Source organism: Ancylobacter dichloromethanicus (genome assembly GCF_018390645.1).
GTDB classification, from domain to species: Bacteria; Pseudomonadota; Alphaproteobacteria; order Rhizobiales; family Xanthobacteraceae; genus Ancylobacter; species Ancylobacter dichloromethanicus.
Window position 1 is genome coordinate 996,142 of record NZ_JAHBGC010000020.1, and the last position, 20,040, is coordinate 1,016,181.

Annotated in this window: 33 protein-coding genes; all 33 read right to left on the bottom strand. The window is 65.3% G+C overall.

Annotation, left to right across the window (positions count from 1 at the left end; translation table 11 throughout):
• Nucleotides 1-271: 271 nt before the first annotated feature.
• Nucleotides 272-1,054, bottom strand: coding sequence for a polysaccharide deacetylase family protein (locus tag KHC23_RS13610; protein WP_213373146.1), 783 nt, complete (start codon nucleotides 1,052-1,054; stop codon nucleotides 272-274).
• Between the two features lie 130 nt (nucleotides 1,055-1,184).
• The gene (locus tag KHC23_RS13615) at nucleotides 1,185-2,282 is read right to left on the bottom strand and encodes an RluA family pseudouridine synthase (protein WP_213373147.1); all 1,098 of its coding nucleotides are present in this window, start codon (nucleotides 2,280-2,282) and stop codon (nucleotides 1,185-1,187) included.
• Nucleotides 2,283-2,330: 48 nt separating this feature from the next.
• Nucleotides 2,331-2,714, bottom strand: a complete 384-nt coding sequence (gene crcB, locus KHC23_RS13620) for a fluoride efflux transporter CrcB (protein WP_213373148.1) — start codon at nucleotides 2,712-2,714, stop codon at nucleotides 2,331-2,333.
• A 29-nt stretch (nucleotides 2,715-2,743) separates the two neighbouring features.
• Complete coding sequence (locus KHC23_RS13625; RefSeq protein WP_213373149.1) at nucleotides 2,744-4,063, bottom strand: replication-associated recombination protein A; 1,320 nt, start codon at nucleotides 4,061-4,063, stop codon at nucleotides 2,744-2,746.
• A gap of 7 nt (nucleotides 4,064-4,070) precedes the next feature.
• Nucleotides 4,071-5,498 (bottom strand): DegQ family serine endoprotease, encoded by a 1,428-nt coding sequence (locus tag KHC23_RS13630; RefSeq protein ID WP_213373150.1) that lies wholly within the window; start codon nucleotides 5,496-5,498, stop codon nucleotides 4,071-4,073.
• A gap of 139 nt (nucleotides 5,499-5,637) precedes the next feature.
• Nucleotides 5,638-6,066 carry a 50S ribosomal protein L17 gene (gene rplQ / locus KHC23_RS13635; protein ID WP_213373151.1) on the bottom strand — a complete coding sequence of 143 codons (429 nt, stop codon included), beginning with the start codon at nucleotides 6,064-6,066 and terminating at the stop codon, nucleotides 5,638-5,640.
• Between the two features lie 72 nt (nucleotides 6,067-6,138).
• The gene (locus tag KHC23_RS13640; protein ID WP_213373152.1) at nucleotides 6,139-7,209 is read right to left on the bottom strand and encodes a DNA-directed RNA polymerase subunit alpha; all 1,071 of its coding nucleotides are present in this window, start codon (nucleotides 7,207-7,209) and stop codon (nucleotides 6,139-6,141) included.
• 76 nt (nucleotides 7,210-7,285) lie between these two features.
• Nucleotides 7,286-7,675, bottom strand: a complete 390-nt coding sequence (rpsK, locus tag KHC23_RS13645) for a 30S ribosomal protein S11 (RefSeq protein WP_213373153.1) — start codon at nucleotides 7,673-7,675, stop codon at nucleotides 7,286-7,288.
• Nucleotides 7,676-7,794: 119 nt separating this feature from the next.
• Nucleotides 7,795-8,163, bottom strand: a complete 369-nt coding sequence (gene rpsM, locus KHC23_RS13650; RefSeq protein WP_213373154.1) for a 30S ribosomal protein S13 — start codon at nucleotides 8,161-8,163, stop codon at nucleotides 7,795-7,797.
• A 193-nt stretch (nucleotides 8,164-8,356) separates the two neighbouring features.
• The gene (locus tag KHC23_RS13655) at nucleotides 8,357-8,941 is read right to left on the bottom strand and encodes an adenylate kinase (protein WP_213373155.1); all 585 of its coding nucleotides are present in this window, start codon (nucleotides 8,939-8,941) and stop codon (nucleotides 8,357-8,359) included.
• The gene (gene secY / locus KHC23_RS13660; RefSeq protein WP_213373156.1) at nucleotides 8,938-10,269 is read right to left on the bottom strand and encodes a preprotein translocase subunit SecY; all 1,332 of its coding nucleotides are present in this window, start codon (nucleotides 10,267-10,269) and stop codon (nucleotides 8,938-8,940) included. Before secY ends, KHC23_RS13655 begins: the two co-directional genes overlap by 4 nt.
• Nucleotides 10,270-10,324: 55 nt before the next feature.
• Nucleotides 10,325-10,828: a 50S ribosomal protein L15 gene (rplO, locus tag KHC23_RS13665; RefSeq protein ID WP_213373157.1), complete on the bottom strand. Its 504-nt coding sequence runs from the start codon at nucleotides 10,826-10,828 to the stop codon at nucleotides 10,325-10,327.
• A 21-nt stretch (nucleotides 10,829-10,849) separates the two neighbouring features.
• Nucleotides 10,850-11,041 (bottom strand): 50S ribosomal protein L30, encoded by a 192-nt coding sequence (gene rpmD, locus KHC23_RS13670; protein ID WP_091444486.1) that lies wholly within the window; start codon nucleotides 11,039-11,041, stop codon nucleotides 10,850-10,852.
• Nucleotides 11,042-11,066: 25 nt separating this feature from the next.
• Entirely contained in the window at nucleotides 11,067-11,618 is a 552-nt protein-coding gene (gene rpsE / locus KHC23_RS13675; RefSeq protein WP_013166279.1) for a 30S ribosomal protein S5, read from the bottom strand.
• Between the two features lie 43 nt (nucleotides 11,619-11,661).
• Nucleotides 11,662-12,024: a 50S ribosomal protein L18 gene (gene rplR / locus KHC23_RS13680; protein ID WP_213373158.1), complete on the bottom strand. Its 363-nt coding sequence runs from the start codon at nucleotides 12,022-12,024 to the stop codon at nucleotides 11,662-11,664.
• 12 nt (nucleotides 12,025-12,036) lie between these two features.
• The gene (rplF, locus tag KHC23_RS13685) at nucleotides 12,037-12,570 is read right to left on the bottom strand and encodes a 50S ribosomal protein L6 (protein WP_213373159.1); all 534 of its coding nucleotides are present in this window, start codon (nucleotides 12,568-12,570) and stop codon (nucleotides 12,037-12,039) included.
• A gap of 20 nt (nucleotides 12,571-12,590) precedes the next feature.
• Nucleotides 12,591-12,989, bottom strand: a complete 399-nt coding sequence (gene rpsH / locus KHC23_RS13690) for a 30S ribosomal protein S8 (protein ID WP_213373160.1) — start codon at nucleotides 12,987-12,989, stop codon at nucleotides 12,591-12,593.
• A gap of 13 nt (nucleotides 12,990-13,002) precedes the next feature.
• Nucleotides 13,003-13,308: a 30S ribosomal protein S14 gene (gene rpsN, locus KHC23_RS13695; RefSeq protein WP_213373161.1), complete on the bottom strand. Its 306-nt coding sequence runs from the start codon at nucleotides 13,306-13,308 to the stop codon at nucleotides 13,003-13,005.
• Nucleotides 13,309-13,367: 59 nt separating this feature from the next.
• Nucleotides 13,368-13,925, bottom strand: a complete 558-nt coding sequence (gene rplE, locus KHC23_RS13700) for a 50S ribosomal protein L5 (RefSeq protein WP_271188628.1) — start codon at nucleotides 13,923-13,925, stop codon at nucleotides 13,368-13,370.
• Complete coding sequence (rplX, locus tag KHC23_RS13705; RefSeq protein ID WP_213373162.1) at nucleotides 13,918-14,235, bottom strand: 50S ribosomal protein L24; 318 nt, start codon at nucleotides 14,233-14,235, stop codon at nucleotides 13,918-13,920. The genes rplE and rplX overlap by 8 nt, the downstream gene beginning before the upstream one ends.
• Nucleotides 14,235-14,603: a 50S ribosomal protein L14 gene (rplN, locus tag KHC23_RS13710; RefSeq protein ID WP_018390610.1), complete on the bottom strand. Its 369-nt coding sequence runs from the start codon at nucleotides 14,601-14,603 to the stop codon at nucleotides 14,235-14,237. Before rplN ends, rplX begins: the two co-directional genes overlap by 1 nt.
• Nucleotides 14,604-14,676: 73 nt before the next feature.
• The gene (gene rpsQ, locus KHC23_RS13715; protein ID WP_183189293.1) at nucleotides 14,677-14,925 is read right to left on the bottom strand and encodes a 30S ribosomal protein S17; all 249 of its coding nucleotides are present in this window, start codon (nucleotides 14,923-14,925) and stop codon (nucleotides 14,677-14,679) included.
• 10 nt (nucleotides 14,926-14,935) lie between these two features.
• A complete protein-coding gene (gene rpmC, locus KHC23_RS13720; protein ID WP_213373163.1) occupies nucleotides 14,936-15,145 on the bottom strand; it encodes a 50S ribosomal protein L29 in 210 nt (69 codons plus the stop codon).
• 11 nt (nucleotides 15,146-15,156) lie between these two features.
• Nucleotides 15,157-15,570, bottom strand: a complete 414-nt coding sequence (rplP, locus tag KHC23_RS13725; protein WP_091444501.1) for a 50S ribosomal protein L16 — start codon at nucleotides 15,568-15,570, stop codon at nucleotides 15,157-15,159.
• A 30-nt stretch (nucleotides 15,571-15,600) separates the two neighbouring features.
• A complete protein-coding gene (rpsC, locus tag KHC23_RS13730; RefSeq protein WP_213373164.1) occupies nucleotides 15,601-16,308 on the bottom strand; it encodes a 30S ribosomal protein S3 in 708 nt (235 codons plus the stop codon).
• Nucleotides 16,308-16,688, bottom strand: coding sequence for a 50S ribosomal protein L22 (gene rplV / locus KHC23_RS13735; RefSeq protein WP_213373165.1), 381 nt, complete (start codon nucleotides 16,686-16,688; stop codon nucleotides 16,308-16,310). Before rplV ends, rpsC begins: the two co-directional genes overlap by 1 nt.
• Before the next feature lie 10 nt (nucleotides 16,689-16,698).
• Entirely contained in the window at nucleotides 16,699-16,977 is a 279-nt protein-coding gene (rpsS, locus tag KHC23_RS13740) for a 30S ribosomal protein S19 (RefSeq protein ID WP_131835104.1), read from the bottom strand.
• Nucleotides 16,978-16,994: 17 nt separating this feature from the next.
• Complete coding sequence (gene rplB, locus KHC23_RS13745) at nucleotides 16,995-17,828, bottom strand: 50S ribosomal protein L2 (protein WP_213373166.1); 834 nt, start codon at nucleotides 17,826-17,828, stop codon at nucleotides 16,995-16,997.
• A 23-nt stretch (nucleotides 17,829-17,851) separates the two neighbouring features.
• A complete protein-coding gene (locus KHC23_RS13750; protein WP_213373167.1) occupies nucleotides 17,852-18,148 on the bottom strand; it encodes a 50S ribosomal protein L23 in 297 nt (98 codons plus the stop codon).
• Nucleotides 18,145-18,765, bottom strand: a complete 621-nt coding sequence (gene rplD, locus KHC23_RS13755) for a 50S ribosomal protein L4 (protein ID WP_213373168.1) — start codon at nucleotides 18,763-18,765, stop codon at nucleotides 18,145-18,147. Before rplD ends, KHC23_RS13750 begins: the two co-directional genes overlap by 4 nt.
• Nucleotides 18,765-19,517, bottom strand: a complete 753-nt coding sequence (gene rplC / locus KHC23_RS13760; RefSeq protein ID WP_213373169.1) for a 50S ribosomal protein L3 — start codon at nucleotides 19,515-19,517, stop codon at nucleotides 18,765-18,767. The genes rplD and rplC overlap by 1 nt, the downstream gene beginning before the upstream one ends.
• Before the next feature lie 22 nt (nucleotides 19,518-19,539).
• Nucleotides 19,540-19,848, bottom strand: coding sequence for a 30S ribosomal protein S10 (gene rpsJ, locus KHC23_RS13765; RefSeq protein ID WP_013166261.1), 309 nt, complete (start codon nucleotides 19,846-19,848; stop codon nucleotides 19,540-19,542).
• Nucleotides 19,849-19,945: 97 nt separating this feature from the next.
• Nucleotides 19,946-20,040, bottom strand: a 95-nt coding sequence (locus KHC23_RS13770) for an EF-Tu C-terminal domain-related protein (protein WP_484771496.1), incomplete at its 5' end; no start/stop codon positions are given.

Genomic DNA, 20,040 nt, shown 5'->3' on the forward strand with positions numbered 1-20,040 from the left:
GCCGCGTAAGTCGCCGGCCCTGACGCCGTATGCGAAACGAAGCGCCCGACCTCGGCGTGCGTTTCGTTTCTCGGGTCAGGTCGGAGGCGGAGTAAATACGCCTGGGCGTGCAATAGCCGGTGGGCGGCGGCAGTCTTCGCTGGCAATTTGATAATCTGCCAGTTTCACACAGGTCCCGACCGCGCCAAATCGTCCGGTACCGGGAACATACAGCGACCCTCGGGTCACCATTGTCGTTTGCGGGCTCGCTTTCGCCGGTCCGGCACCGGGCTCACGGCGCCACGGCCGTTTGTGGCGGCGGCGGGACGATGTGGACGACGCGGTAGCCCTTCTGCTTCAGCGCGGCGAGAAAGTCCGGCAGCATCTTCACCGTCTGCGCCCGCGTGTCGTGGAAGAGGATGATTCCCCGCCCCGCATGGTCGAGCCGTTCCATCACCAGGGTGAGCTGCGCCTCCGGCGTCATCGGATTCCAGTCCGACGCCCACAGATCCGCACCGAACACGCCGATGCCGCGCCGCTTCAGATAGGCGAGCAATGCCGGCGAGGAACCGAAACCGGGAAAGCGGAAGAACGGCACGCGCGGGCGCGTCCCGCCGGCGCCATAGGCGGCCTCGTCGTCCGCCTTCAACCCCTTCTCGATGTCGGCCACAGCCTTCTCATAGGGAATATCGGCCAGCGTCATCGGGTGGGTCATGCTGTGATGGCCGACCGTATGGCCTGCGGCTATCTCCCGGCGCACCAGGTCGGGATGGGCGGCGGCATGGCGACCGATGAGGAAGAAGGTGGCGCGTACGCATTCACGCGCCAGCGCCTTCAGCACCGCCGGCGTGGTGCCGGGATGCGGACCGTCGTCGAAGGTCAGCACGACCTCGCGGTCAGCGAGATCGAGCGTTTGCGGAAACTGCTTGGTACCGACCTGGAGGCCGACCGGATCGACCTCCATGACGCGCGAGGTGCCGAGCCGCCCGGCGCAGTCCTGCGCGGCATAGGCCGGGGCGCTGATGCCCAGGCTCAACGCCAGCAGGAGGGCGGCACGACAGGCAAAGCGCGACATGGGAGGCGTTCCGGCAGGGACCGATCGCCCCGTGCGTAGCCTATCGCCCGATCCCGCGCCATCCGCCGTTGGCGCGGCGCCGGCAGCGCTGCCCCTCGCTGGCCGCATGGCTGGGAGGGGCATGCTAGGCTCAGCTTTCCGGCGCGTCGACGATCGGGTCGTATTGCGAGGCGTCGAAGCCCAGCACATTCCAGCTCTGCTGCATGTGCGGCGGCAACGGCGCGGAGACGTCAATCAGCTTGTCGCCGCGCGGATGCGGGATAACGAGGCGTCGCGCCAGCAGGTGGAGGCGGTTCTGCAGCCCGCCCGGCAGCGGCCAGTTCTCGATGTCGAAATATTTCGGGTCGCCGACGATGGGGTGGCCGATATGAGCGGCATGGGCGCGCAGCTGGTGGGTGCGGCCCGTCACCGGCTTCATCGACAGCCAGGCGAGCTTCTGCGCCGCGTGGTCGACCACGGCGTAGTAGGAGATGGCGTGGCTGGCCTCGTCGTCGCCATGGCGGGCGACGCGCATCTTTTCCGCCGCCTCGTCCTTGGCGAGATAGGTGGAGATGCGGCCCTGTGCGGGCCGCGGCACGCCAGGCACCAGTGCCCAGTAGACCTTGCGGGCGGAGCGCGAGCGGAAGGTCTTGGCCAGCGTCGAGGCGGACAGGCGCGACTTCGCCACCAGCAGGATGCCGGACGTGTCCTTGTCGATGCGGTGGACGAGGCGCGGCTTCTGCCCGTCGGAGCCGCGCAGCGCCTCCAGCATGCCGTCGACATGGCGATAGGTGCCCGAGCCGCCCTGCACGGCAAGGCCGAACGGCTTGTTGAGCACCAGCACGTCGCGGTCCTCGTACAGCGTCATGTCCTTGAGCGCGCGGGCGTCCTTGTCGTCGGCGCTGGCGCGTCGCACGGCCGGGGCGGCAAGCTCCTCCTCGCCGTCGCCGGAAGGCGCCGTGCGGGGCGCCCGCGGCGGGGGTGCCTCGCCACGGGCCTTGGCCTCCTCGGCCTCCAGATGCTCGGCGGCGGAGAGCTGCGGTTTCTCCTCCAGCGGCGGGATGCGGATCGCCTGCCCGGCGGAAAGACGCGTATTGGTCTTCACCCGGCCGCCTTCCACCCTCACCTGCCCGCTGCGCAGCAGCTTCTGCAGGTGGCCGAAGGAAAGGTCGGGAAAATGCGTCTTGAACCAGCGGTCGAGCCGCATGCCCTCTTCGTCCGCGTCGACGCGGCGTGTCTCAACGGCCATGGATCGGTTACTCCTCGCCCCAGCACATAGCCGAGACCGGGGCCCGCGTCACGCGAGAGCGCGCATCAGCGCCAGGCCGCCGAAGACACCCACCAGCGCCAGAAGCACGGAAACGCCGACATAGAGCACCGCCAACCCCATCTCGCCACGCTCGACGAGCAGCGCGGTGTCGAGCGAGAAGGTCGAGAAAGTGGTGAACCCGCCGAGAATGCCGGTCATGAGGAAAGCGCGAGCGTGCACCGTCCAGCCGCCGCTGGCCATGAAGGTCAGCCATCCGGCGACGAGGCCGATGATGAAACTGCCGATGACGTTGACCGCCAATGTGCCGAACGGGAACCCCATGCCGAACCAGCGCATGGCCGTCATACCGACCGCATTGCGTAACACCCCGCCAATGCCGGCGCCGATGAAGATGAGAAGAATTCCCTGCACGCCCAAGCCTCGCCCGTCTCGTCGTTGCGCTATTTGCGGCCCTGCCGCTCCGCGCGGAGCCGCGCCCAATAGTCCAGACGCTTCTTCACGTCGCGCTCGAAGCCGCGCTCGTTCGGCGAATAGAACTCTGCCCTGGGATCGCCGGCAAGTTCTTCGGGAAAGAACTCCTGTCCCGAAAACGCATCGGGAAAATCATGATCGTACTGATAGCCGGCGTGGTAGCCGAGTTCCTTCATCAGCTTGGTCGGCGCGTTGAGGATGTGCTTGGGCGGCGGCAGCGAGCCGGTCTTCTGCGCCAGTGCCAGCGCGGCATTGAAGGCGGCATAGGCGGCGTTCGATTTTGGCGCCGTCGCCACATAGGCGATTGCCTGGGCGAGAAACAGCCGCCCTTCCGGCCAGCCGACCCGTTCGAACGCGGTCCACGCCGCCACCACCTGCGGCATCGCCTGCGGGTCCGCCATGCCGACATCCTCCGATGCCGCGCAGCACAGGCGGCGGAACACCGTGCCGGGGTCCTCGCCACCCGTCAGCATGCGCGCCGCCCAGTACATGGCGCCGTTCACGTCGGAGCCGCGCAGGCTCTTATGGAAGCAGCTCAGCAGGTTATAGTGCTCGTCCTGCCCCTTGTCGTAGATCGGGGCGCGCTTCTGCATGGTCGCGGCAAGACCCGGCACATCGAGGTCCGGCCCCTCCGGCAGCGACAGCAGTTCCTCGGCGAGGCCGAGCAGGTAGCGCCCATCGCCATCGGCCATTCCGGCCAACGCAGCGCGCGCCTCCGGGTCCAGCGGCAGGCGATGGCCCTCCAGCTCTTCGGCGCGCCGGAGCAGCCGCTCGATCGCCTCGGCATCGAGCGACTTGAACACCAGCACGCGGGCGCGCGACAGCAGTGCCGCGTTCAGCTCGAAGGACGGGTTCTCCGTCGTCGCGCCGATCAGCGTGATGGTGCCGTCTTCCATCACCGGCAGGAAGCCATCCTGCTGGGCGCGGTTGAAGCGGTGGATCTCGTCGACGAAGAGCAGCGTACCCTGCCCGATCGCGCGGCGCCCCCGCGCCGCCTCGAACACCTTCTTGAGATCGGCGACGCCGGTGAAGATGGCGGAGACCTGCTCGATATGCAGGTCCGTCTCGCGCGCCAGCAGCCGCGCCACCGTGGTCTTGCCGGTGCCCGGCGGGCCCCAGAAGATGAGAGAGCCGAGCGCGCGGTTGGCGATCATCCGGGTGAGGGCGCCACCCTCCCCGGTCAGGTGTTCCTGGCCGACCACCTCGGCGAGCTTCTGCGGACGCAACCGGTCGGCGAGCGGCCGCGGGGCGGTGCCCTCCAGTCCGGCGGTGGCGAAGAGATCGGACAAGGCCGCCTCAACCCGGCAGCAGGGCGGAGATGACCCGCCCGCCGCGCTGCAACGTAACCCGCCACGCCCGCACCGGCACGCGGGTGATCCGCTGCAGGTCGGCCGTCGTGGCGACGGGTGCACCATTGATGTCGAGAATGACGTCCCCGGCGCGGAAGCTGGTGCGCTCGGCGGGCGAACCTTCCTCGACCGACAGGATCACCACGCCCTTGACCGCGTCCAGCGTGCGCATCTCCTCGATCACCGCCGGCGAGAGGTTGACCACGGTCGCCCCCGAGAGCGGCGAGCGACCGGAAATGGTGATCTGGTCGCGCGGCACCGTCTCCGGCGCGGCCTCCAGCACGACCTTCAGCGTCACAGGCTTGCCCTGCCGGATGATGCCCAGATCGACCGACCCACCCAGCGGGCGGGTGGCGAAGCGGAAGCCGAAGGCATCGGGATCGTCGACCTCCTGCCCCGCCACCGTGACGATGAGGTCGCCCGCGCGCAGGCCCGCCTTCTCCGCCGCGCTGCCGGGAAAGATGTTCTGCACCAGCGCACCGGTGGGCCGGGCCACGTCCAGCCCTTCGGCAATATCCGGCGTCACCTGCTGCAGATCGGCTCCCAGCCACGGACGGCGGACGACCGTGCTGCCGGACAGCGCCGATTGCAGCACGACCCGTACCATGTCGGCGGGGATCGCGAAGCCGATGCCCTGCGAACCGCCGGAGCGCGAGAAGATGGCGGTATTGATGCCGACCACCCGGCCCGCCCCATCCACAAGGGCGCCGCCGGAATTGCCGGGATTGATGGCCGCGTCGGTCTGGATGAAGAAGCCGTAATCGGTAATGCCGCGCTGGGTGCGGGCGAGCGCCGAGACGATGCCCTGCGTCACCGTCTGGCCGACGCCGAACGGGTTGCCGATCGCCAGCACGATGTCGCCGACCTGGAGGTCGTCGGACGAGCCCAGCGTCGCCGAGGGAAAGTCCCCCTTGCCGTCCTTTATGCGGAGAATGGCGATGTCGGTGCGCGGATCACGCAGCACCACCTCGGCATCGAATTCACGCTTGTCGGCGAGCGACAGGCGGATTTCGTCGGCGCCGTCGATGACATGGTTGTTGGTGACGACGATGCCGGAGGGGTCGACCAGAACACCCGAGCCAAGCGAGCGCTGAACGCGCTCGCGCGGCATGTCGAAGCCGGGCACGTCCGGCCCGCCGCGGTCACCGAAGAAGCGCCGGAAGAAGGGGTCCTCCAGCAGCGGGTTGTCCCGCCGGGCGGTCTTCAGCGCATAGACGTTGACGATGGCCGGCGCGGTGCGCGCCACCACGGGCGCGAAGCTGAGGCCGATCTCGGCGCGAGATGTCGGCACCCGCGGCCCGCCGGAAGCGGGTGCCTGCGCGAGCGCGGGAGCGGCGGCGAGAAGCGAAGCGACGATGAGGACAAAGCGTTTCATGGCGCCAGATATAATCCCCGCCCTGCGGCGGAGAAAGGGCAACCGTGCCCCGGCTTCGCACGTAAAATCTCCGGGCAAAAGAAAAGGGGCGGCAAAGCCGCCCCCGATCCATCACCCTGCCGTCGACCGGCCGTCGCGCTCACGCGGCGGCGGCTTCCTCGGCCTTGGTGGCTTCATGGCGGGCCAGGTCCGCCGCGCCCTTGGCCGATTCGTCGCGATCGACCAGTTCGATCACCGCGATCGCGGCCGAATCGCCATGGCGGAAGCCCGCCTTGATGATGCGGGTGTAGCCGCCATTGCGCTCCTTGTAGCGCGGGCCGATCACGTCGAAGAGTTTGCGCACCACCGCCACGTCACGCACTTCGGCGATCGCCTGGCGGCGGGCATGCAGCCCCCCGCGCTTGCCGAGGGTGATCAGCTTCTCGACCACCGGGCGAAGATCCTTCGCCTTCGGCAGCGTGGTCATGATCTGCTCATGGGTGATCAGGGCCTGCGCCATGTTGGCGAACATGGCCTTGCGGTGCTCGGCCGTGCGGTTGAACTTGCGATACGTCTTGCCGTGGTTCATGGCAAAATTCCTAAATGCGACGGCTTTCGAGCCGGGAGATACGGGTGACGGCTCGAACGCCGCGCTCAATGCTCAATAATGATCTTCGAACCGCTTGGCGAGATCCTCGATGTTCTCCGGCGGCCAGCCCGGCACTTCCATGCCGAGGTGCAGGCCCATGCTGGCGAGAACTTCCTTGATCTCGTTCAGCGACTTGCGGCCGAAGTTCGGGGTACGGAGCATCTCCGCCTCGGTCTTCTGGATCAGGTCGCCGATATAGACGATGTTGTCGTTCTTCAGGCAGTTCGCGGAACGGACCGAAAGCTCCAGTTCGTCCACCTTCTTGAGCAGCGCCGGGTTGAAGGGCAGCTCCTGCATGACAGGGCTTTCCGTCTCGCGCTTGGGCTCTTCGAAGTTGACGAAGATTTCGAGCTGGTCCTGCAGGATGCGCGCGGCATAGGCCAGAGCATCCTCGGGACCGACCGAGCCGTTGGTCTCGATGGTCAGCGTCAGCTTGTCATAGTCGAGAATCTGGCCCTCGCGGGTGTTCTCGACCTTGTAGGAGACCTTCTTGACCGGCGAATAGAGGCTGTCGACCGGGATGAGCCCGATCGGCGCGTCTTCCGGCCGGTTGCGGTCGGCCGCGACATAGCCCTTCCCGGTGTCGACGGTGAACTCCATGCGCATCTCGGCGCCGTCGTCGAGGGTGCACAGCACCAGCTCGGGGTTCAGCACCTGCACGTCGCCCACGGTCTGGATGTCACCGGCGGTGACGACGCCCGGGCCCTGCTTCTTCACGACCATGCGCTTGGGGCCGTCGCCAGCCATCTTGATGGCGATGTCCTTGATGTTGAGGACGATATCGGTCACGTCCTCGCGCACGCCCGGGATCGAGGAGAACTCGTGCAGCACGCCATCGATATGTACGGACGTCACCGCCGCGCCCTGCAGCGACGACAGCAGGATGCGGCGCAGCGCGTTGCCGAGCGTCTGCCCGAAGCCACGCTCAAGCGGCTCGGCGACAACAGTCGCGAGACGCTTCGGATCGCTGCCGAGGGCGACCTCAAGCTTCTCGGGCTTGATCAGCTCTTGCCAGTTCTTCTGAATCACGACGTCACCCTTGGTTTCGACGGTGCCCCGGACTCCCTGCCCGGCAGCTTCCACCCCGGTCCCGGCGGGAGGGGGAAGGCCGGATACAGCGGCCCCTGCGGCGCCCGAAGCGCCGCTGGATGATTAGGCGTCAGACGCGCCGACGCTTGCGCGGACGGCAGCCATTGTGCGGGATCGGCGTCACGTCGCGGATCGACGTCACGGTGAAACCCGCCGCCTGGAAGGCACGAAGCGCCGACTCGCGGCCCGACCCCGGGCCCGAGACTTCAACCTCGATGGTGCGCATGCCGTGATCGGACGCCTTGCGGGCGCAATCCTCGGCCGCGACCTGCGCCGCATACGGCGTCGACTTGCGCGAACCCTTGAAGCCCATGGCGCCGGCAGACGACCAGGCGATGGTATTGCCCTGCGCGTCGGTGATCGTAATCATGGTGTTGTTGAACGACGCGTTCACATGCGCGACGCCGGAGGCGATGTTCTTGCGCTCACGGCGCTTAATGCGGGCAGCTTCTTTAGCCATAGACCTCGGATCCTTCGGACGCGCCCGTCATTCCAGGCGCTCGGGACATTAATCGTAACGAATGCGCCGGACGCACGCGGCGCCGGCGCGGAAAAGCGGGCACATGAAGCCCGCTCGACTCACTTCTTCTTGCCGGCGATCGCCTTGGCCGGACCCTTGCGGGTACGGGCATTGGTGTGGGTACGCTGACCGCGCACCGGCAGACCACGACGATGACGCAGGCCGCGATAGCAGCCGAGGTCCATCAGACGCTTGATGTTCATCGAGACTTCGCGACGCAGGTCGCCTTCGACCATATAGTCGCGGTCGATCGTCTCGCGGATCTGCAGGACTTCCTGGTCGGTGAGCTGGTTCACCCGACGCTCGAGCGGAATGCCAACCTTCTCCACGATCTCGGCCGCATTCTTCGCGCCGATGCCGTGAATGTACTGAAGCGCAATGATCACGCGCTTGTTGGTCGGGATGTTAACGCCTGCAATACGAGCCACGTCGCTCTCTCCATGTGAACCGGACGGGCCGGTGATGAAAACGCCCCGCGTCCGGTGGAGGCCGGCCCTTGCGGGAGATACGCACGAGGCCGCCCGACATCATCAACGTGACGTCGACCGGCGGCACCCGCTTGAGTGAAGCGCGGCACATAGAGCGATTCCACCCCGATGTCAAGCCGCACCGATCAACATCTCAGACCGTTTCGAGAACGTCCGAGATCGCCCTGGTCACTTCGTCGATCGGTTTCATCCCGTCGATCGCCGCCAGCATGCCCCGCTCCGCGTAATAGGGAGCGACCACGGCGGTGTCGCGGTTGAAGGCTTCGAGCCGGGTCTTGAAGACTTCCGGATCGTCGTCCTTGCGCACCGGCTCGCCGCGCGCCGCGGTTTCCTGCGCCCGCTGGATGATACGATGGACAAGTTGCTCCTGGTCGACCTGAAGCTCGATCACCGCATCGAGCTTCAGGCCCTTCTCCGTCAGGATGCGATCCAGCGCCTCGGCCTGCGCCACGGTGCGCGGAAAGCCATCGAGGATGAACCCTTTCGCGCAATCGGGCTGGTCAATGCGATCCGAGATAATGCCGATCACGATTTCGTCAGACACCAGCTTGCCGGCGTCCATCACCGCCTTGGCCTTCAGACCAATCGGCGTCTCGTTACGGACGGCCTCGCGCAGCATATCCCCGGTCGAGAGCTGCACGATGCCGTGCCGGGCGACCAGACGCTGCGCCTGCGTGCCCTTCCCCGCCCCCGGAGGTCCGAGCAGTATAAGCCTCATCGGCGCTTCCCCCTGAGCTTGGCCTTCTTGACCAGCCCCTCATATTGGTGCGCCAGCAGATGGCCCTGGACCTGGGCCACCGTATCCATGGTCACGCTCACCACGATCAGCAGCGATGTGCCACCGAAGTAGAACGGAACCGCCGCGTAGGAGATCAGAATCTCCGGGAACAGGCACACTATGGCTAGGTAAGCCGCACCGATGACCGTGATGCGAGTCAGCACATAGTCGATATACTCGGCCGTGCGTTCGCCCGGGCGGATGCCGGGAACGAAGCCGCCATGCTTCTTCAGATTGTCCGCGGTCTCGGTCGGATTGAACACGATCGCGGTGTAGAAGAAGCAGAAGAACACGATGAGCAGCACATAGAGCAGTATGAACAGCGGCTGGCCGTGCCCGATCAGCGTCGTCACGGTGGTCAGCCAACCCGGCCCCTGCCCCTGCATGAAGCTCGCCACCGTGGTCGGGATGAGCAGCAGCGAGGAGGCGAAGATCGGCGGGATCACGCCCGAGGTGTTCAGCTTCAGCGGCAGGTGCGAGGACTGTCCGTCATACACCTTGTTGCCGACCTGGCGCTTCGGGTACTGGATCAGCAGCCGGCGCTGCGCCCGCTCCATGAACACGATGAACATGATCACCGCGACCGCCATCAGGATCACCGCGAGGATGATGCCGGTGGAAAGCGCGCCCTGGCGGCCGAGTTCCAGCGTGTTGGCGATCGCCGAGGGCAGTTCCGCCACGATGCCGGCGAAGATGATCAGCGAGATGCCGTTGCCGATGCCGCGCGAGGTGATCTGCTCACCCAGCCACATCAGGAACATGGTGCCGCCGGTCAGCGTCACGACGGTCGAGATGCGGAAGAACCAGCCCGGATCGGCAACCACGGCGCCCGAGCCTTCGAGGCCCACGGCGATGCCGTAGGACTGGAACACGGCGAGCACCACGGTGAGGTAGCGGGTGTACTGGTTGATCTGCTTGCGGCCCGACTCGCCTTCCTTCTTCAGCGCCTCCAGCGTCGGCGAGACGGTGGTCAGGAGCTGAATGATGATGGAGGCCGAGATGTAGGGCATGATGTTCAGGGCGAAGATCGCCATGCGCGAAACCGCGCCGCCCGAGAACATGTTGAACAGGCCAATGATGCCCTGCTGCGCCGTGTTGAACACGTCGGCGAGCGCGTCGGGATTGATCCCCGGCATCGGAATATAGGTGCCCAGCCGATAAACGAGAAGCGCACCCAGGGTGAACCAGATGCGCTTCTTCAGTTCGTCGGCTTTTGCCAGAGCACCGAAGTTGAGGTTTGCCGCGAGCTGTTCTGCTGCCGAGGCCATGGTGGCTCCGCTCCTCGTCTGTGCCCTGAAAATTCGGTCGGAACTGACTTAAGCGTCAGACCGCCGTTTCGCCAGCCTTGTCGCCGGACTTGGCCTTGGACGCGAGCAGCGTCACCGTGCCACCGACCTTCTCGATCGCTTCGATCGCCGACTTGGTCGCGTGAGCGACTTCCAGCGTGACCTTGGCGGTCAGTTCGCCGGAGCCGAGCACGCGCACGCCGTCCTTGGCGCGGCGCAGGACGCCCGCCTCGACCAGCGTCGCCTGCGTCACGGTCGCCGTGGCGTCCAGCTTGCCGGCATCGATCGCGGTCTGGAGCCGGCCGAGCGAAACCTCGTTCCAGTCCAGTGCGAAGATGTTGGTGAAGCCGCGCTTGGGCAGGCGCCGATGGATCGGCATCTGGCCGCCCTCGAAGCCCTTGATCGCCACGCCGGTGCGCGAGGTCTGACCCTTCACGCCGCGGCCCGCGGTCTTGCCCTTGCCCGAACCGATGCCGCGGCCGACGCGCATGCGCTTCTTGCGGGCGCCGGAATTGTCCTTGATCTCGTTAAGGCTGCTCATCGCAAGTCTCCTACAGCGCCGTCACGCTTCGACGACGCGGACGAGGTGGCGGACCTTGTAGATCATGCCACGCACCGCCGGGGTGTCTTCGAGCGTCGAGCGACGCCCGAGCTTGTTGAGGCCGAGACCGACCAGCGTCGCCCGCTGGTCCTCGGGGCGACGGATCGGGCTGCCGGTCTGTTCGACCGTGACCGTCTTGCTGCTGTTCGCCATGATTAGCTTCCCTACCTCTCAGGCGTCAGTCGGTCGCTTCGGCGTCGTCGACGCGACGGCGCGACTGAAGCTGCGACACCTTGAGGCTGCGGCGCGCCGCGACAAGACGCGGGCTGTCCTGGTTCTTCAGGGCCTCGAAGGTGGCACGGACCATGTTGTACGGGTTGGACGAGCCAAACGACTTCGCCACCACGTCCTGCATGCCCAGCGTCTCGAAGACGGCGCGCATCGGGCCGCCGGCGATGATGCCGGTACCGGCGGGCGCCGCCCGCAGGATGACCTTGCCGGCGCCGTGATGGCCGTGCACGTCATGATGCAGCGTACGGCCCTCGCGCAGCGGCACGCGGATCAGCGCGCGCTTGGCGGCTTCCGTCGCCTTGCGGATCGCTTCCGGCACTTCGCGCGCCTTGCCGTGGCCGAAGCCGACGCGACCCTTCTGGTCGCCGACAACCACCAGGGCGGCGAAGCCGAAGCGACGGCCACCCTTCACAACCTTCGCGACACGATTGATGTGGACCAGCTTGTCCACGAACGTGTTGTCGCGATCCTCGCGTTCACGCTCACGTTCACGAGCCATGATCATATCCTCGTCGTTCTGCGGGGGGATCCCGCTCGTGATCTCAGAAGTTGAGACCGCCCTCGCGGGCGGCCTCGGCGAGCGCCTTGACGCGGCCGTGATAGATGAAGGCGCCGCGGTCGAAGACCACGTCCTTCACACCGGCCGCGACGGCGCGTTCCGCCACGAGCTTGCCGATCGCCTGCGCCGCGGCGACATCCGCGCCGGTCTTCAGGCTTTCCCGCAGGGTCTTCTCGAGCGTCGAGGCGGACGCAAGCGTCACGCCGCGCGCATCGTCGATGATCTGCGCATAGATGTGCTTCGACGAGCGATGCACCGAAAGGCGCGGCCGCCCGTTCGCCGTCGTGCGGAGAGCACGACGGACACGCGCCTTACGGCGCTCGGTAGCGTCCTGATACTGTGCCATGGTTCGGGTCCGTTACTTCTTCTTGCCTTCCTTGCGGAAGATGAACTCACCCGCGTACTTCACGCCCTTGCCCTTGTAGGGCTCGGGACCGCGATAGTCGCGGATCTCGGCGGCGACCTGACCGACCTTCTGGCGGTCGATGCCGCTGATGACGATCTCGGTCGGCTTCGGCGTCACGATCTGGATCCCTTCCGGAATCGCATAGTTGACGTCGTGACTGAAGCCCAGCGCCAGGCTCAGATTCTTGCCCTGAACCGCCGCGCGATAACCGACGCCGCTGATCTCGAGCTTCTTCTCGAACCCCTTGGTGACGCCCTCGACCAGATTGGCCACCAGCGTGCGGGACAGGCCCCACATCGCCTTGTGGCGGTTGGTCTCGCCGTTGAGGGAGAACAGGATAGCCCCGTCCTCCATCTTCACGGCGATTTCCTCGACGACGGTGGTTTCGAGGGACCCCTTGGGGCCCTTGACCTTCACCTTCTGGCCTTCGATCGACGCGGTGACGCCGGCCGGGATAGTGATGGGTGCTTTACCGATCTTGGACATGTGCTCTCTCTCCTCCCCGATCAGAAGACCGTGAAGAGGACCTCGCCGCCCACGTTCTTGTCGCGGGCTTCGTGGTCCGCCATCACGCCCTGCGGCGTGGAGACGACAGCGACGCCAAGACCGTTGGCGACGCGGGGAAGGGTCTTGACGGACGAATACACCCGTCGACCCGGCTTGGAGACACGCGAAATCTCGCGGATCACCGGCTCGCCGTCGAAATACTTGAGTTCGATCTCGAACTCGCTACGGCCATTGACCGGCTCGGACGCCGAGTAGCCGCGAATATACCCTTCGGCCGCCAGAACCTCCAGCACGCTGGCGCGCAGACGCGAGCCCGGCGTGGAGATCTTTTCCTTGCGGCGCATCTGCGCGTTGCGGATGCGGGTAATCAGATCGCCGATCGGATCAGTCGTGGACATGGATCGACCCTCCTCACCAGCTCGACTTGACGAGGCCAGGAATCTGGCCCTGCGAACCGAGCTCGCGCAGCGCGATACGGCTCATCTTCAGCTTGCGGTAATAGGCGCGCGGCCGGCCGGTGATCTCGCACCGGTTGCGGATACGCACCTTCGCCGAATTGCGCGGGAGCTGCGCGAGCTTGAGGACCGCGGCGAAGCGCTCCTCGATCGGCAGTTCCTTGTCGTTCACCAGGGCCTTAAGACGCGAACGCTTGCCGGCGTAGCTCTTCACGAGCTTCCGGCGGTGTTCGTTCTTTTCGACCGAGCTCTTCTTCGCCATATGATCTTGCTCCAGGTCTCCGCGTTTGGGGCTCCCGCCCCACAGCCGGAAGGGGATGCTTACTGACGGAACGGGAAGTTGAAGGCCTTCAGAAGCGCGCGCGCCTCTTCGTCCGTCTTCGCCGTCGTGCAGACGATGATGTCCATGCCCCACATCTGATCAACCTTGTCGTAGTTGATCTCGGGGAACACGATGTGCTCCTTGATGCCGAGGGCGAAGTTGCCACGGCCGTCGAAGCTCTTCGGATTCAGGCCGCGAAAGTCGCGAACGCGCGGCAGGGCGATATTCACCAGCCGGTCGACGAACTCGAACATCCGCGTCTTGCGAAGGGTGACCTTCGCGCCGACCGGCTGGTTCTCGCGCAGCTTGAAGTTCGAGATCGCGTTGCGGGCGCGGGTGACCACCGGCCGCTGGCCGGCGATCAGCGCGAGGTCCGCAGCAGCGGTCGTCACCTTCTTCGTATCGGCCGTCGCCTCGCCAACGCCCATGTTGATGACGATCTTGTCGATCGTCGGCACTTCCATGGCGTTCTTGTAGCCGAACTGCTCGATCATCTGCTTGCGAACGACGTCCTCATAGAGCGACTTCATCCGCGGGCTGTAGCTGGTCTCAGCCATCGATCTTCTCCCCCGAGCGCTTGGCGACGCGCACCTTGGTGCCGTCCGCCTGCACAAGGAAACCGACGCGGGTCGGCTTGCCATCCTTCGGATCGGCGAGCGCGATGTTCGACAGGTCAAGCGGGGCCTCCTTGGAGATGATCCCGCCTTCCTGGTTCGCGCTCTGCCGCTGGTGCCGCTTCACAAGGTTGACACCGCGCACGCGCGCCTTGCCATCCTTCGGGATCACCTCGAACACCTCGCCGGTGCGACCCTTGTCGCGGCCGGTGAGAACGACGACCTTGTCGCCCTTCTTGATCTTAGCGGCCATCAAAGCACCTCCGGCGCCAGCGAGATGATCTTCATGTGGTTCTTCGCGCGAAGCTCGCGCGGAACCGGCCCGAAGATACGGGTGCCGACCGGCTCCTTGTTGTTGTTGATCAGCACGGCCGCATTGCGGTCGAAACGGATCACGGAACCGTCGACGCGACGGATGTCCTTGGCGGTACGAACGACGACCGCCTTCATCACGTCGCCCTTTTTCACGCGGCCGCGCGGAATAGCTTCCTTCACCGACACCACAATGATGTCACCGACATGGGCATATTTGCGCTTCGAACCGCCAAGCACCTTGATGCACATGACGCGACGCGCACCGGAATTGTCCGCCACGTCGAGATTGGTCTGCATCTGGATCATGACGCACCTATTTCTCGCAAAAACCGCGCGCAGCCGTCACCGGCGCGCGCCCCTCAATCCCGTTTCCGGGCGCTCAGACTTCAGCCCGCTTCTCGCCCTGGACCACGATCCAGTTCTTGAGCTTGGACAAGGGGCGGTGCTCCTCGATCCAGACGGTGTCGCCTTCCTTCCACGCATTGCCCTCATCATGGGCATGGTACTTCTTGGAACGACGGACGGTCTTCTTCAGCAGCGGATGGGTGAAACGGCGCTCGACCCGGACCACGACGGTCTTGTCCTGCTTGTCGCTCACCACGACGCCCTGCAGCAAACGCTTCGGCATCGCCCTCTCCTCACTTAGCCTTGGCCGCCGAAGCGACCTTCTGCGCCTGGATGGTCTTGACCCGCGCGATGTCGCGACGGATCTGACGCACCCGCGCCGTGTTCTCGAGCTGGCCGGTCGCCTTCTGGAAGCGCAGGTTGAACTGCTCCTTCTTGAGGCCCAGCAGCTGGTCCTGCAGCTCGTCCGCGGTCTTCGTCCGAATGTCGGAAGCCTTTGTCATCTGTTCCTCCGTCACTCAGCGATGCGCTCGACGAAGCGCGTCTTGATCGGCAGCTTCGCCGCCGCCAGCCGAAGCGCTTCACGGGCGATATCCTGGCTCACGCCATCGATCTCGAACATGATGCGGCCGGGCTTGATCTTGGCGGCCCAGAAGTCGGGTGCGCCCTTGCCCTTGCCCATGCGGACTTCGGTCGGCTTTGAAGACACCGGCACGTCCGGGAAGATGCGAATCCACACCCGGCCCGCACGCTTCATGTGACGGGTGAGCGCGCGACGCGCGGCTTCGATCTGACGCGCGGTAACGCGCTCCGGCTCCAGGGCCTTCAGCCCGAACTGGCCGAAATTGAGGTCAGTTCCGCCTTTCGCAACGCCGTGGATACGGCCTTTGAACTGCTTGCGGAACTTCGTGCGCTTTGGTTGCAGCATGTCGCGCCTCTTATTCCTTCATCACTCTGTTCACGCCGCGTCGCGGCGCGACGAGCGACCACCCGAAGATTCACTTTCCGCCTGGCGCTTGTCCTGCGCCATCGGATCGTGCTCCAGGATCTCGCCCTTGAAGATCCAGACCTTGACACCACAGGTGCCGTAGGTCGTGAAGGCGGTGGCCGTACCGTAATCCACGTCCGCGCGCAAGGTGTGAAGCGGCACGCGCCCTTCACGATACCATTCGAGACGCGCGATTTCCGCGCCGCCGAGACGGCCCGCGCAGTTGATACGGATACCTTCCGCGCCCAGACGCATCGCCGACTGCACCGCGCGCTTCATGGCGCGACGGAACGCCACACGGCGCTCGAGCTGCTGCGCGATCGAGTCGGCGACAAGGCGCGCGTCGATTTCGGGCTTCCGAATCTCGACGATGTTGATGAAGACTTCCGAGTTGGTCATCTCGGCGACCTTCTTGCGCAGCTTGTCGATGTCCGCGCCCTTCTTGCCGATCACCACGCCCGGACGGGCGGAGTGGATCGTCACCCGGCACTTCCTGTGCGGGCGCTCAATCACGATCTTGGAGACCGCGGCCTGCTTAAGCATCTTCTGCAGCACTTCACGGATCTTGATGTCCTCGTGAAGCAGCTGGCCGTATTCGCCCTTGCTCGCGAACCAGCGCGAGTCCCAGGTGCGGTTGATGCCGAGCCGCAGCCCGACCGGGTTGACCTTCTGACCCATCAGGCCTTCTCCTCGACTTCACGCACCACGATGGTGATATGCGAGAACGGCTTCTCGATCCGGCTCGCACGGCCACGGGCACGGGCCGCGAAGCGCTTCATGACCAGACCCTTGCCGACATGGGCCTCGGCGACGACGAGATCGTCGACGTCCAGCTCATGATTGTTCTCGGCATTGGCGATGGCCGACTCCAGGCACTTCTTCACGTCGCCGGCGATCCGCTTGCGCGAGAACTGAAGGTCGGCCAGAGCGGTCGCGACCTTCTTGCCCCGGATAAGACCGGCGACGAGGTTGAGCTTCTGGGGGCTGACGCGAAGGTTACGCGCAACCGCCTTGGCTTCCGTATCCGCGAGCGTGCGCGGACGAGCTGCCTTTCCCATGACCCTGCCTCTACTTCCGCTTGGCTTTCTTGTCCGCCGCGTGCCCGTAATAGGTACGGGTCGGAGCGAACTCGCCGAACTTGTGGCCTACCATGTCCTCGGAAACCGAGACCGGGACATGCTTGTTGCCGTTATAGACGCCGAACGTGATCCCCACGAATTGCGGGAGGATGGTGGAACGGCGGCTCCAGATCTTGATGACGTCGTGACGACCCGAGGTACGCGCAGCATCCGCCTTCTTGAGGAGGTAGCCGTCGACGAACGGGCCTTTCCAGACCGATCGAGACATAGTTCAGTTTCCCTCGCTCACTTCTTGCGGGCGTGTCGGCTGGACACGATGAACTTGGTGGTCGACTTGTTCTTCCGGGTCTTCTTGCCCTTGGTGGGGAAACCCCAGGGCGTGACCGGATGACGTCCACCCGAGGTGCGGCCTTCGCCGCCGCCATGGGGGTGATCGACCGGGTTCATGGTGACACCGCGGTTGTGCGGACGACGGCCGAGCCAGCGCTTGCGCCCGGCCTTGCCGAGATTGGTGTTCATGTGGTCCGGGTTCGACACGGCGCCGACCGTACCCATGCACTCGCCATGGATCAGACGCTGCTCACCCGAGTTGAGGCGGATGATCACGTAGCCCTGGTCGCGGCCGACGATCTGCGCATACGAGCCGGCGGACCGGGCGATCTGGCCGCCCTTGCCGATTTTCATCTCGATATTGTGCACGATCGTGCCAACCGGCAGATTGCCGAGCGGCGCCGCGTTGCCGGGCTTCACGTCCACGCTCTTCGAGGCGAGCACCTGATCGCCGATGGCGAGGCGCTGCGGCGCGAGAATGTAGCTGACCTCGCCGTCCTCATACTTGATGAGGGCGATGAACGCCGTCCGGTTGGGATCGTATTCGATACGCTCGACCGTCGCCGCCATGTCGCGCTTGCTGCGCTTGAAGTCGACCAGACGGTAGGCCTGCTTGTGGCCGCCGCCGCGAAAGCGCACGGTCACGCGACCGGTGTTGTTGCGGCCGCCCGCCTCCGACTTGCCCTCGGTCAGCGTCTTGACCGGCTTGCCCTTGTACAGGGCCGAGCGATCGACGATGACGAGCTGGCGAAGGCTCGGCGTTACCGGCTTGAAGGTTTTGAGCGCCATGTCTCTGGTCCCTTAATTCCGGCTCACAGACCCGTCGTGATGTCGATGGAGTGTCCCTCGGCGAGGGTCACAACCGCCTTCTTCACGTCGTTCTGCACGCCCTTGCGGCCCTTGAAGAACTTGGTCTTCCCCTTGCGGACCAGCGTGTTGACGCTCTCGACCTTGACGTCGAAGAGCTTCTCGACCGCTTCCTTGATCTGCGGCTTGGTAGCCGACAGAGCAACCTTGAAGACGACCTTGTTGTGCTCGGACGCCATCGTGGCCTTCTCGGTGATCACCGGGGACACGATCACGTCGTAGTGGCGCGGATCGAGACTCATTTGAAGCGCGCCTCCAGAGCGTCGACAGCCGCCTTCGTCAAGACCAGGGTCTGACGGCGCAGGATGTCGTAGACGTTGATGCCCTGGACGGGCAGCACGTCGAGATGGGTGACGTTGCGCGAGGCGAGGCCGAAATTGGCATCCACCTCAGCGCCGGACACGATGAGCGCGTTCGACAGGCCGAGACCCGCCAGACGCTCCTTGAGCAGCTTGGTCTTCGGCTCGGACAGCACCGCATCGTCGAGGACGATGATGTTCTGGTCCTTGGCCTTGGACGACAACGCATGCTTCAGGGCAAGCGCGCGCACCTTCTTCGGCAGCTCGCTCGCATGGCTGCGGGAGACCGGACCGAACGCCTTCGCGCCGCCGCGGAACTGCGGAGCGGAAGCCGCACCGTGGCGAGCGCCGCCGGTGCCCTTCTGCTTGTACATCTTCCGCTTGGTGCGGTTGACGTCGGCGCGCGACAGCGTCTGGTGCGTGCCGGCCTGGCGACGCGAGAGCTGCCACACCACGCAGCGGTGCAGAATGTCCTGGCGCGGCTCGAGACCGAAGATCGCGTCCGACAGGGTGACGGAACCGGCCTCGGCACCTTCGAGAGTCTTGACGGCGAGTTCCATCACACGTTCTCCTCGGCCGCAGCCTCGGTCGCCGGGGCCACGTCGGCCGCCGGCTCGTCGCTGGCCGCCTCCGCGCCCGGAAGGCGGAACTTGCCCGGCTTCGGCGCGGCTTCCGGAAGCTTCTTCTTCACCGCGTCGGCCACCAGGATCCAGCCGCCCTTGTTGCCGGGAACCGCACCCTCGACCGCGATCAGACCGCGCTCGACATCCGTCAGCACGACCTTGAGGTTCTGGGTGGTCACCGTCTCATGGCCCATATGGCCCGGCATCTTCTTGTTCTTGAAGGTCTTGCCCGGGTCCTGACGGCCACCGGTGGAACCGATCGAACGATGCGAGACCGACACGCCGTGAGAGGCGCGCAGACCACCGAAATTATGGCGCTTCATACCGCCGGCAAAACCCTTGCCGATGGAGGTGCCCGTCACGTCGACGAACTGGCCGACCACGAAATGGTCGACGGTCAGCTCGGCACCGACCGGGATAAGGTCGGTCTCCTCGACGCGGAATTCCGCCATCTTGCGCTTCGGCTCGACCTTCGCGACGGCGAAATGGCCGCGCAGGGCGCGCGTGGTGTTCTGCGGCTTCGCCTTGCCGACACCGAGCTGGACGGCGGTATAGCCGTTCTTCTCAAGCGTACGGTGAGCAACCACCTGACAGTTATCGACTTTCAGCACAGTGACCGGAACATGTTCACCTGCATCGTTAAAGATGCGGGTCATGCCGACCTTCTGGGCGATGACGCCTGACCGCATGGCCGTGTCCCTTCGCCTTCTCTCAGAGCTTGATCTCGACGTCGACACCTGCGGCGAGGTCGAGCTTCATCAGCGCGTCCACCGTCTGGGGAGTCGGGTCGACTATGTCCAGCAGACGCTTATGCGTCCGCATCTCGAACTGCTCGCGGGACTTCTTGTCCACGTGAGGAGACCGATTGACCGTGAATTTCTCGATCCGCGTCGGCAGCGGAATGGGGCCGCGGACCTGGGCGCCCGTACGCTTCGCCGTCGACACGATTTCCCGCGTCGAGGCATCCAGGATGCGGTGATCGAACGCCTTGAGGCGAATTCGAATGTTCTGGCCGTTCATTGACTTCAGGCTCCCAGAGGGCTCGTCAGTCGGGCTCTGTAACGAGCTCCACGAAAAAGGGGCGCAAGCGATCCCGCGCCCCTCGGGATTGTCGATATCACTCGATGATGGCGGCGACGACGCCGGCGCCGACGGTACGGCCGCCCTCGCGGATGGCGAAGCGCAGCTTGTCTTCCATCGCGATCGGCACGA

What these genes read in the sequence shown, in the direction of transcription:
- KHC23_RS13655 (WP_213373155.1), bottom strand. Translation starts at nt 8,941, where the DNA reads ATGAGGCTTATACTGCTCGGACCTCCGGGGGCGGGGAAGGGCACGCAG.
- rpsC (WP_213373164.1), bottom strand. Translation starts at nt 16,308, where the DNA reads ATGGGTCAGAAGGTCAACCCGGTCGGGCTGCGGCTCGGCATCAACCGC.
- rpsJ (WP_013166261.1), bottom strand. Translation starts at nt 19,848, where the DNA reads ATGAACGGCCAGAACATTCGAATTCGCCTCAAGGCGTTCGATCACCGC.
- KHC23_RS13750 (WP_213373167.1), bottom strand. Translation starts at nt 18,148, where the DNA reads ATGAGTCTCGATCCGCGCCACTACGACGTGATCGTGTCCCCGGTGATC.
- rplO (WP_213373157.1), bottom strand. Translation starts at nt 10,828, where the DNA reads ATGAGCAGCCTTAACGAGATCAAGGACAATTCCGGCGCCCGCAAGAAG.
- rplC (WP_213373169.1), bottom strand. Translation starts at nt 19,517, where the DNA reads ATGCGGTCAGGCGTCATCGCCCAGAAGGTCGGCATGACCCGCATCTTT.
- rpsQ (WP_183189293.1), bottom strand. Translation starts at nt 14,925, where the DNA reads ATGCCGAAGCGTTTGCTGCAGGGCGTCGTGGTGAGCGACAAGCAGGAC.
- rpmD (WP_091444486.1), bottom strand. Translation starts at nt 11,041, where the DNA reads ATGGCGAACAGCAGCAAGACGGTCACGGTCGAACAGACCGGCAGCCCG.
- rpsK (WP_213373153.1), bottom strand. Translation starts at nt 7,675, where the DNA reads ATGGCTAAAGAAGCTGCCCGCATTAAGCGCCGTGAGCGCAAGAACATC.
- KHC23_RS13610 (WP_213373146.1), bottom strand. Translation starts at nt 1,054, where the DNA reads ATGTCGCGCTTTGCCTGTCGTGCCGCCCTCCTGCTGGCGTTGAGCCTG.
- KHC23_RS13615 (WP_213373147.1), bottom strand. Translation starts at nt 2,282, where the DNA reads ATGGCCGTTGAGACACGCCGCGTCGACGCGGACGAAGAGGGCATGCGG.
- rpsH (WP_213373160.1), bottom strand. Translation starts at nt 12,989, where the DNA reads ATGTCCACGACTGATCCGATCGGCGATCTGATTACCCGCATCCGCAAC.
- rplE (WP_271188628.1), bottom strand. Translation starts at nt 13,925, where the DNA reads ATGGCTGAGACCAGCTACAGCCCGCGGATGAAGTCGCTCTATGAGGAC.
- rplB (WP_213373166.1), bottom strand. Translation starts at nt 17,828, where the DNA reads ATGGCGCTCAAAACCTTCAAGCCGGTAACGCCGAGCCTTCGCCAGCTC.
- rpsN (WP_213373161.1), bottom strand. Translation starts at nt 13,308, where the DNA reads ATGGCGAAGAAGAGCTCGGTCGAAAAGAACGAACACCGCCGGAAGCTC.
- rpsE (WP_013166279.1), bottom strand. Translation starts at nt 11,618, where the DNA reads ATGGCTCGTGAACGTGAGCGTGAACGCGAGGATCGCGACAACACGTTC.
- rplD (WP_213373168.1), bottom strand. Translation starts at nt 18,765, where the DNA reads ATGGAACTCGCCGTCAAGACTCTCGAAGGTGCCGAGGCCGGTTCCGTC.
- rplN (WP_018390610.1), bottom strand. Translation starts at nt 14,603, where the DNA reads ATGATCCAGATGCAGACCAATCTCGACGTGGCGGACAATTCCGGTGCG.
- KHC23_RS13630 (WP_213373150.1), bottom strand. Translation starts at nt 5,498, where the DNA reads ATGAAACGCTTTGTCCTCATCGTCGCTTCGCTTCTCGCCGCCGCTCCC.
- secY (WP_213373156.1), bottom strand. Translation starts at nt 10,269, where the DNA reads ATGGCCTCGGCAGCAGAACAGCTCGCGGCAAACCTCAACTTCGGTGCT.
- rplP (WP_091444501.1), bottom strand. Translation starts at nt 15,570, where the DNA reads ATGCTGCAACCAAAGCGCACGAAGTTCCGCAAGCAGTTCAAAGGCCGT.
- rplR (WP_213373158.1), bottom strand. Translation starts at nt 12,024, where the DNA reads ATGGCACAGTATCAGGACGCTACCGAGCGCCGTAAGGCGCGTGTCCGT.
- rplX (WP_213373162.1), bottom strand. Translation starts at nt 14,235, where the DNA reads ATGGCCGCTAAGATCAAGAAGGGCGACAAGGTCGTCGTTCTCACCGGC.
- rpsS (WP_131835104.1), bottom strand. Translation starts at nt 16,977, where the DNA reads ATGTCTCGATCGGTCTGGAAAGGCCCGTTCGTCGACGGCTACCTCCTC.
- rplF (WP_213373159.1), bottom strand. Translation starts at nt 12,570, where the DNA reads ATGTCCAAGATCGGTAAAGCACCCATCACTATCCCGGCCGGCGTCACC.
- rplQ (WP_213373151.1), bottom strand. Translation starts at nt 6,066, where the DNA reads ATGAACCACGGCAAGACGTATCGCAAGTTCAACCGCACGGCCGAGCAC.
- rpmC (WP_213373163.1), bottom strand. Translation starts at nt 15,145, where the DNA reads ATGACAAAGGCTTCCGACATTCGGACGAAGACCGCGGACGAGCTGCAG.
- rplV (WP_213373165.1), bottom strand. Translation starts at nt 16,688, where the DNA reads ATGGGAAAGGCAGCTCGTCCGCGCACGCTCGCGGATACGGAAGCCAAG.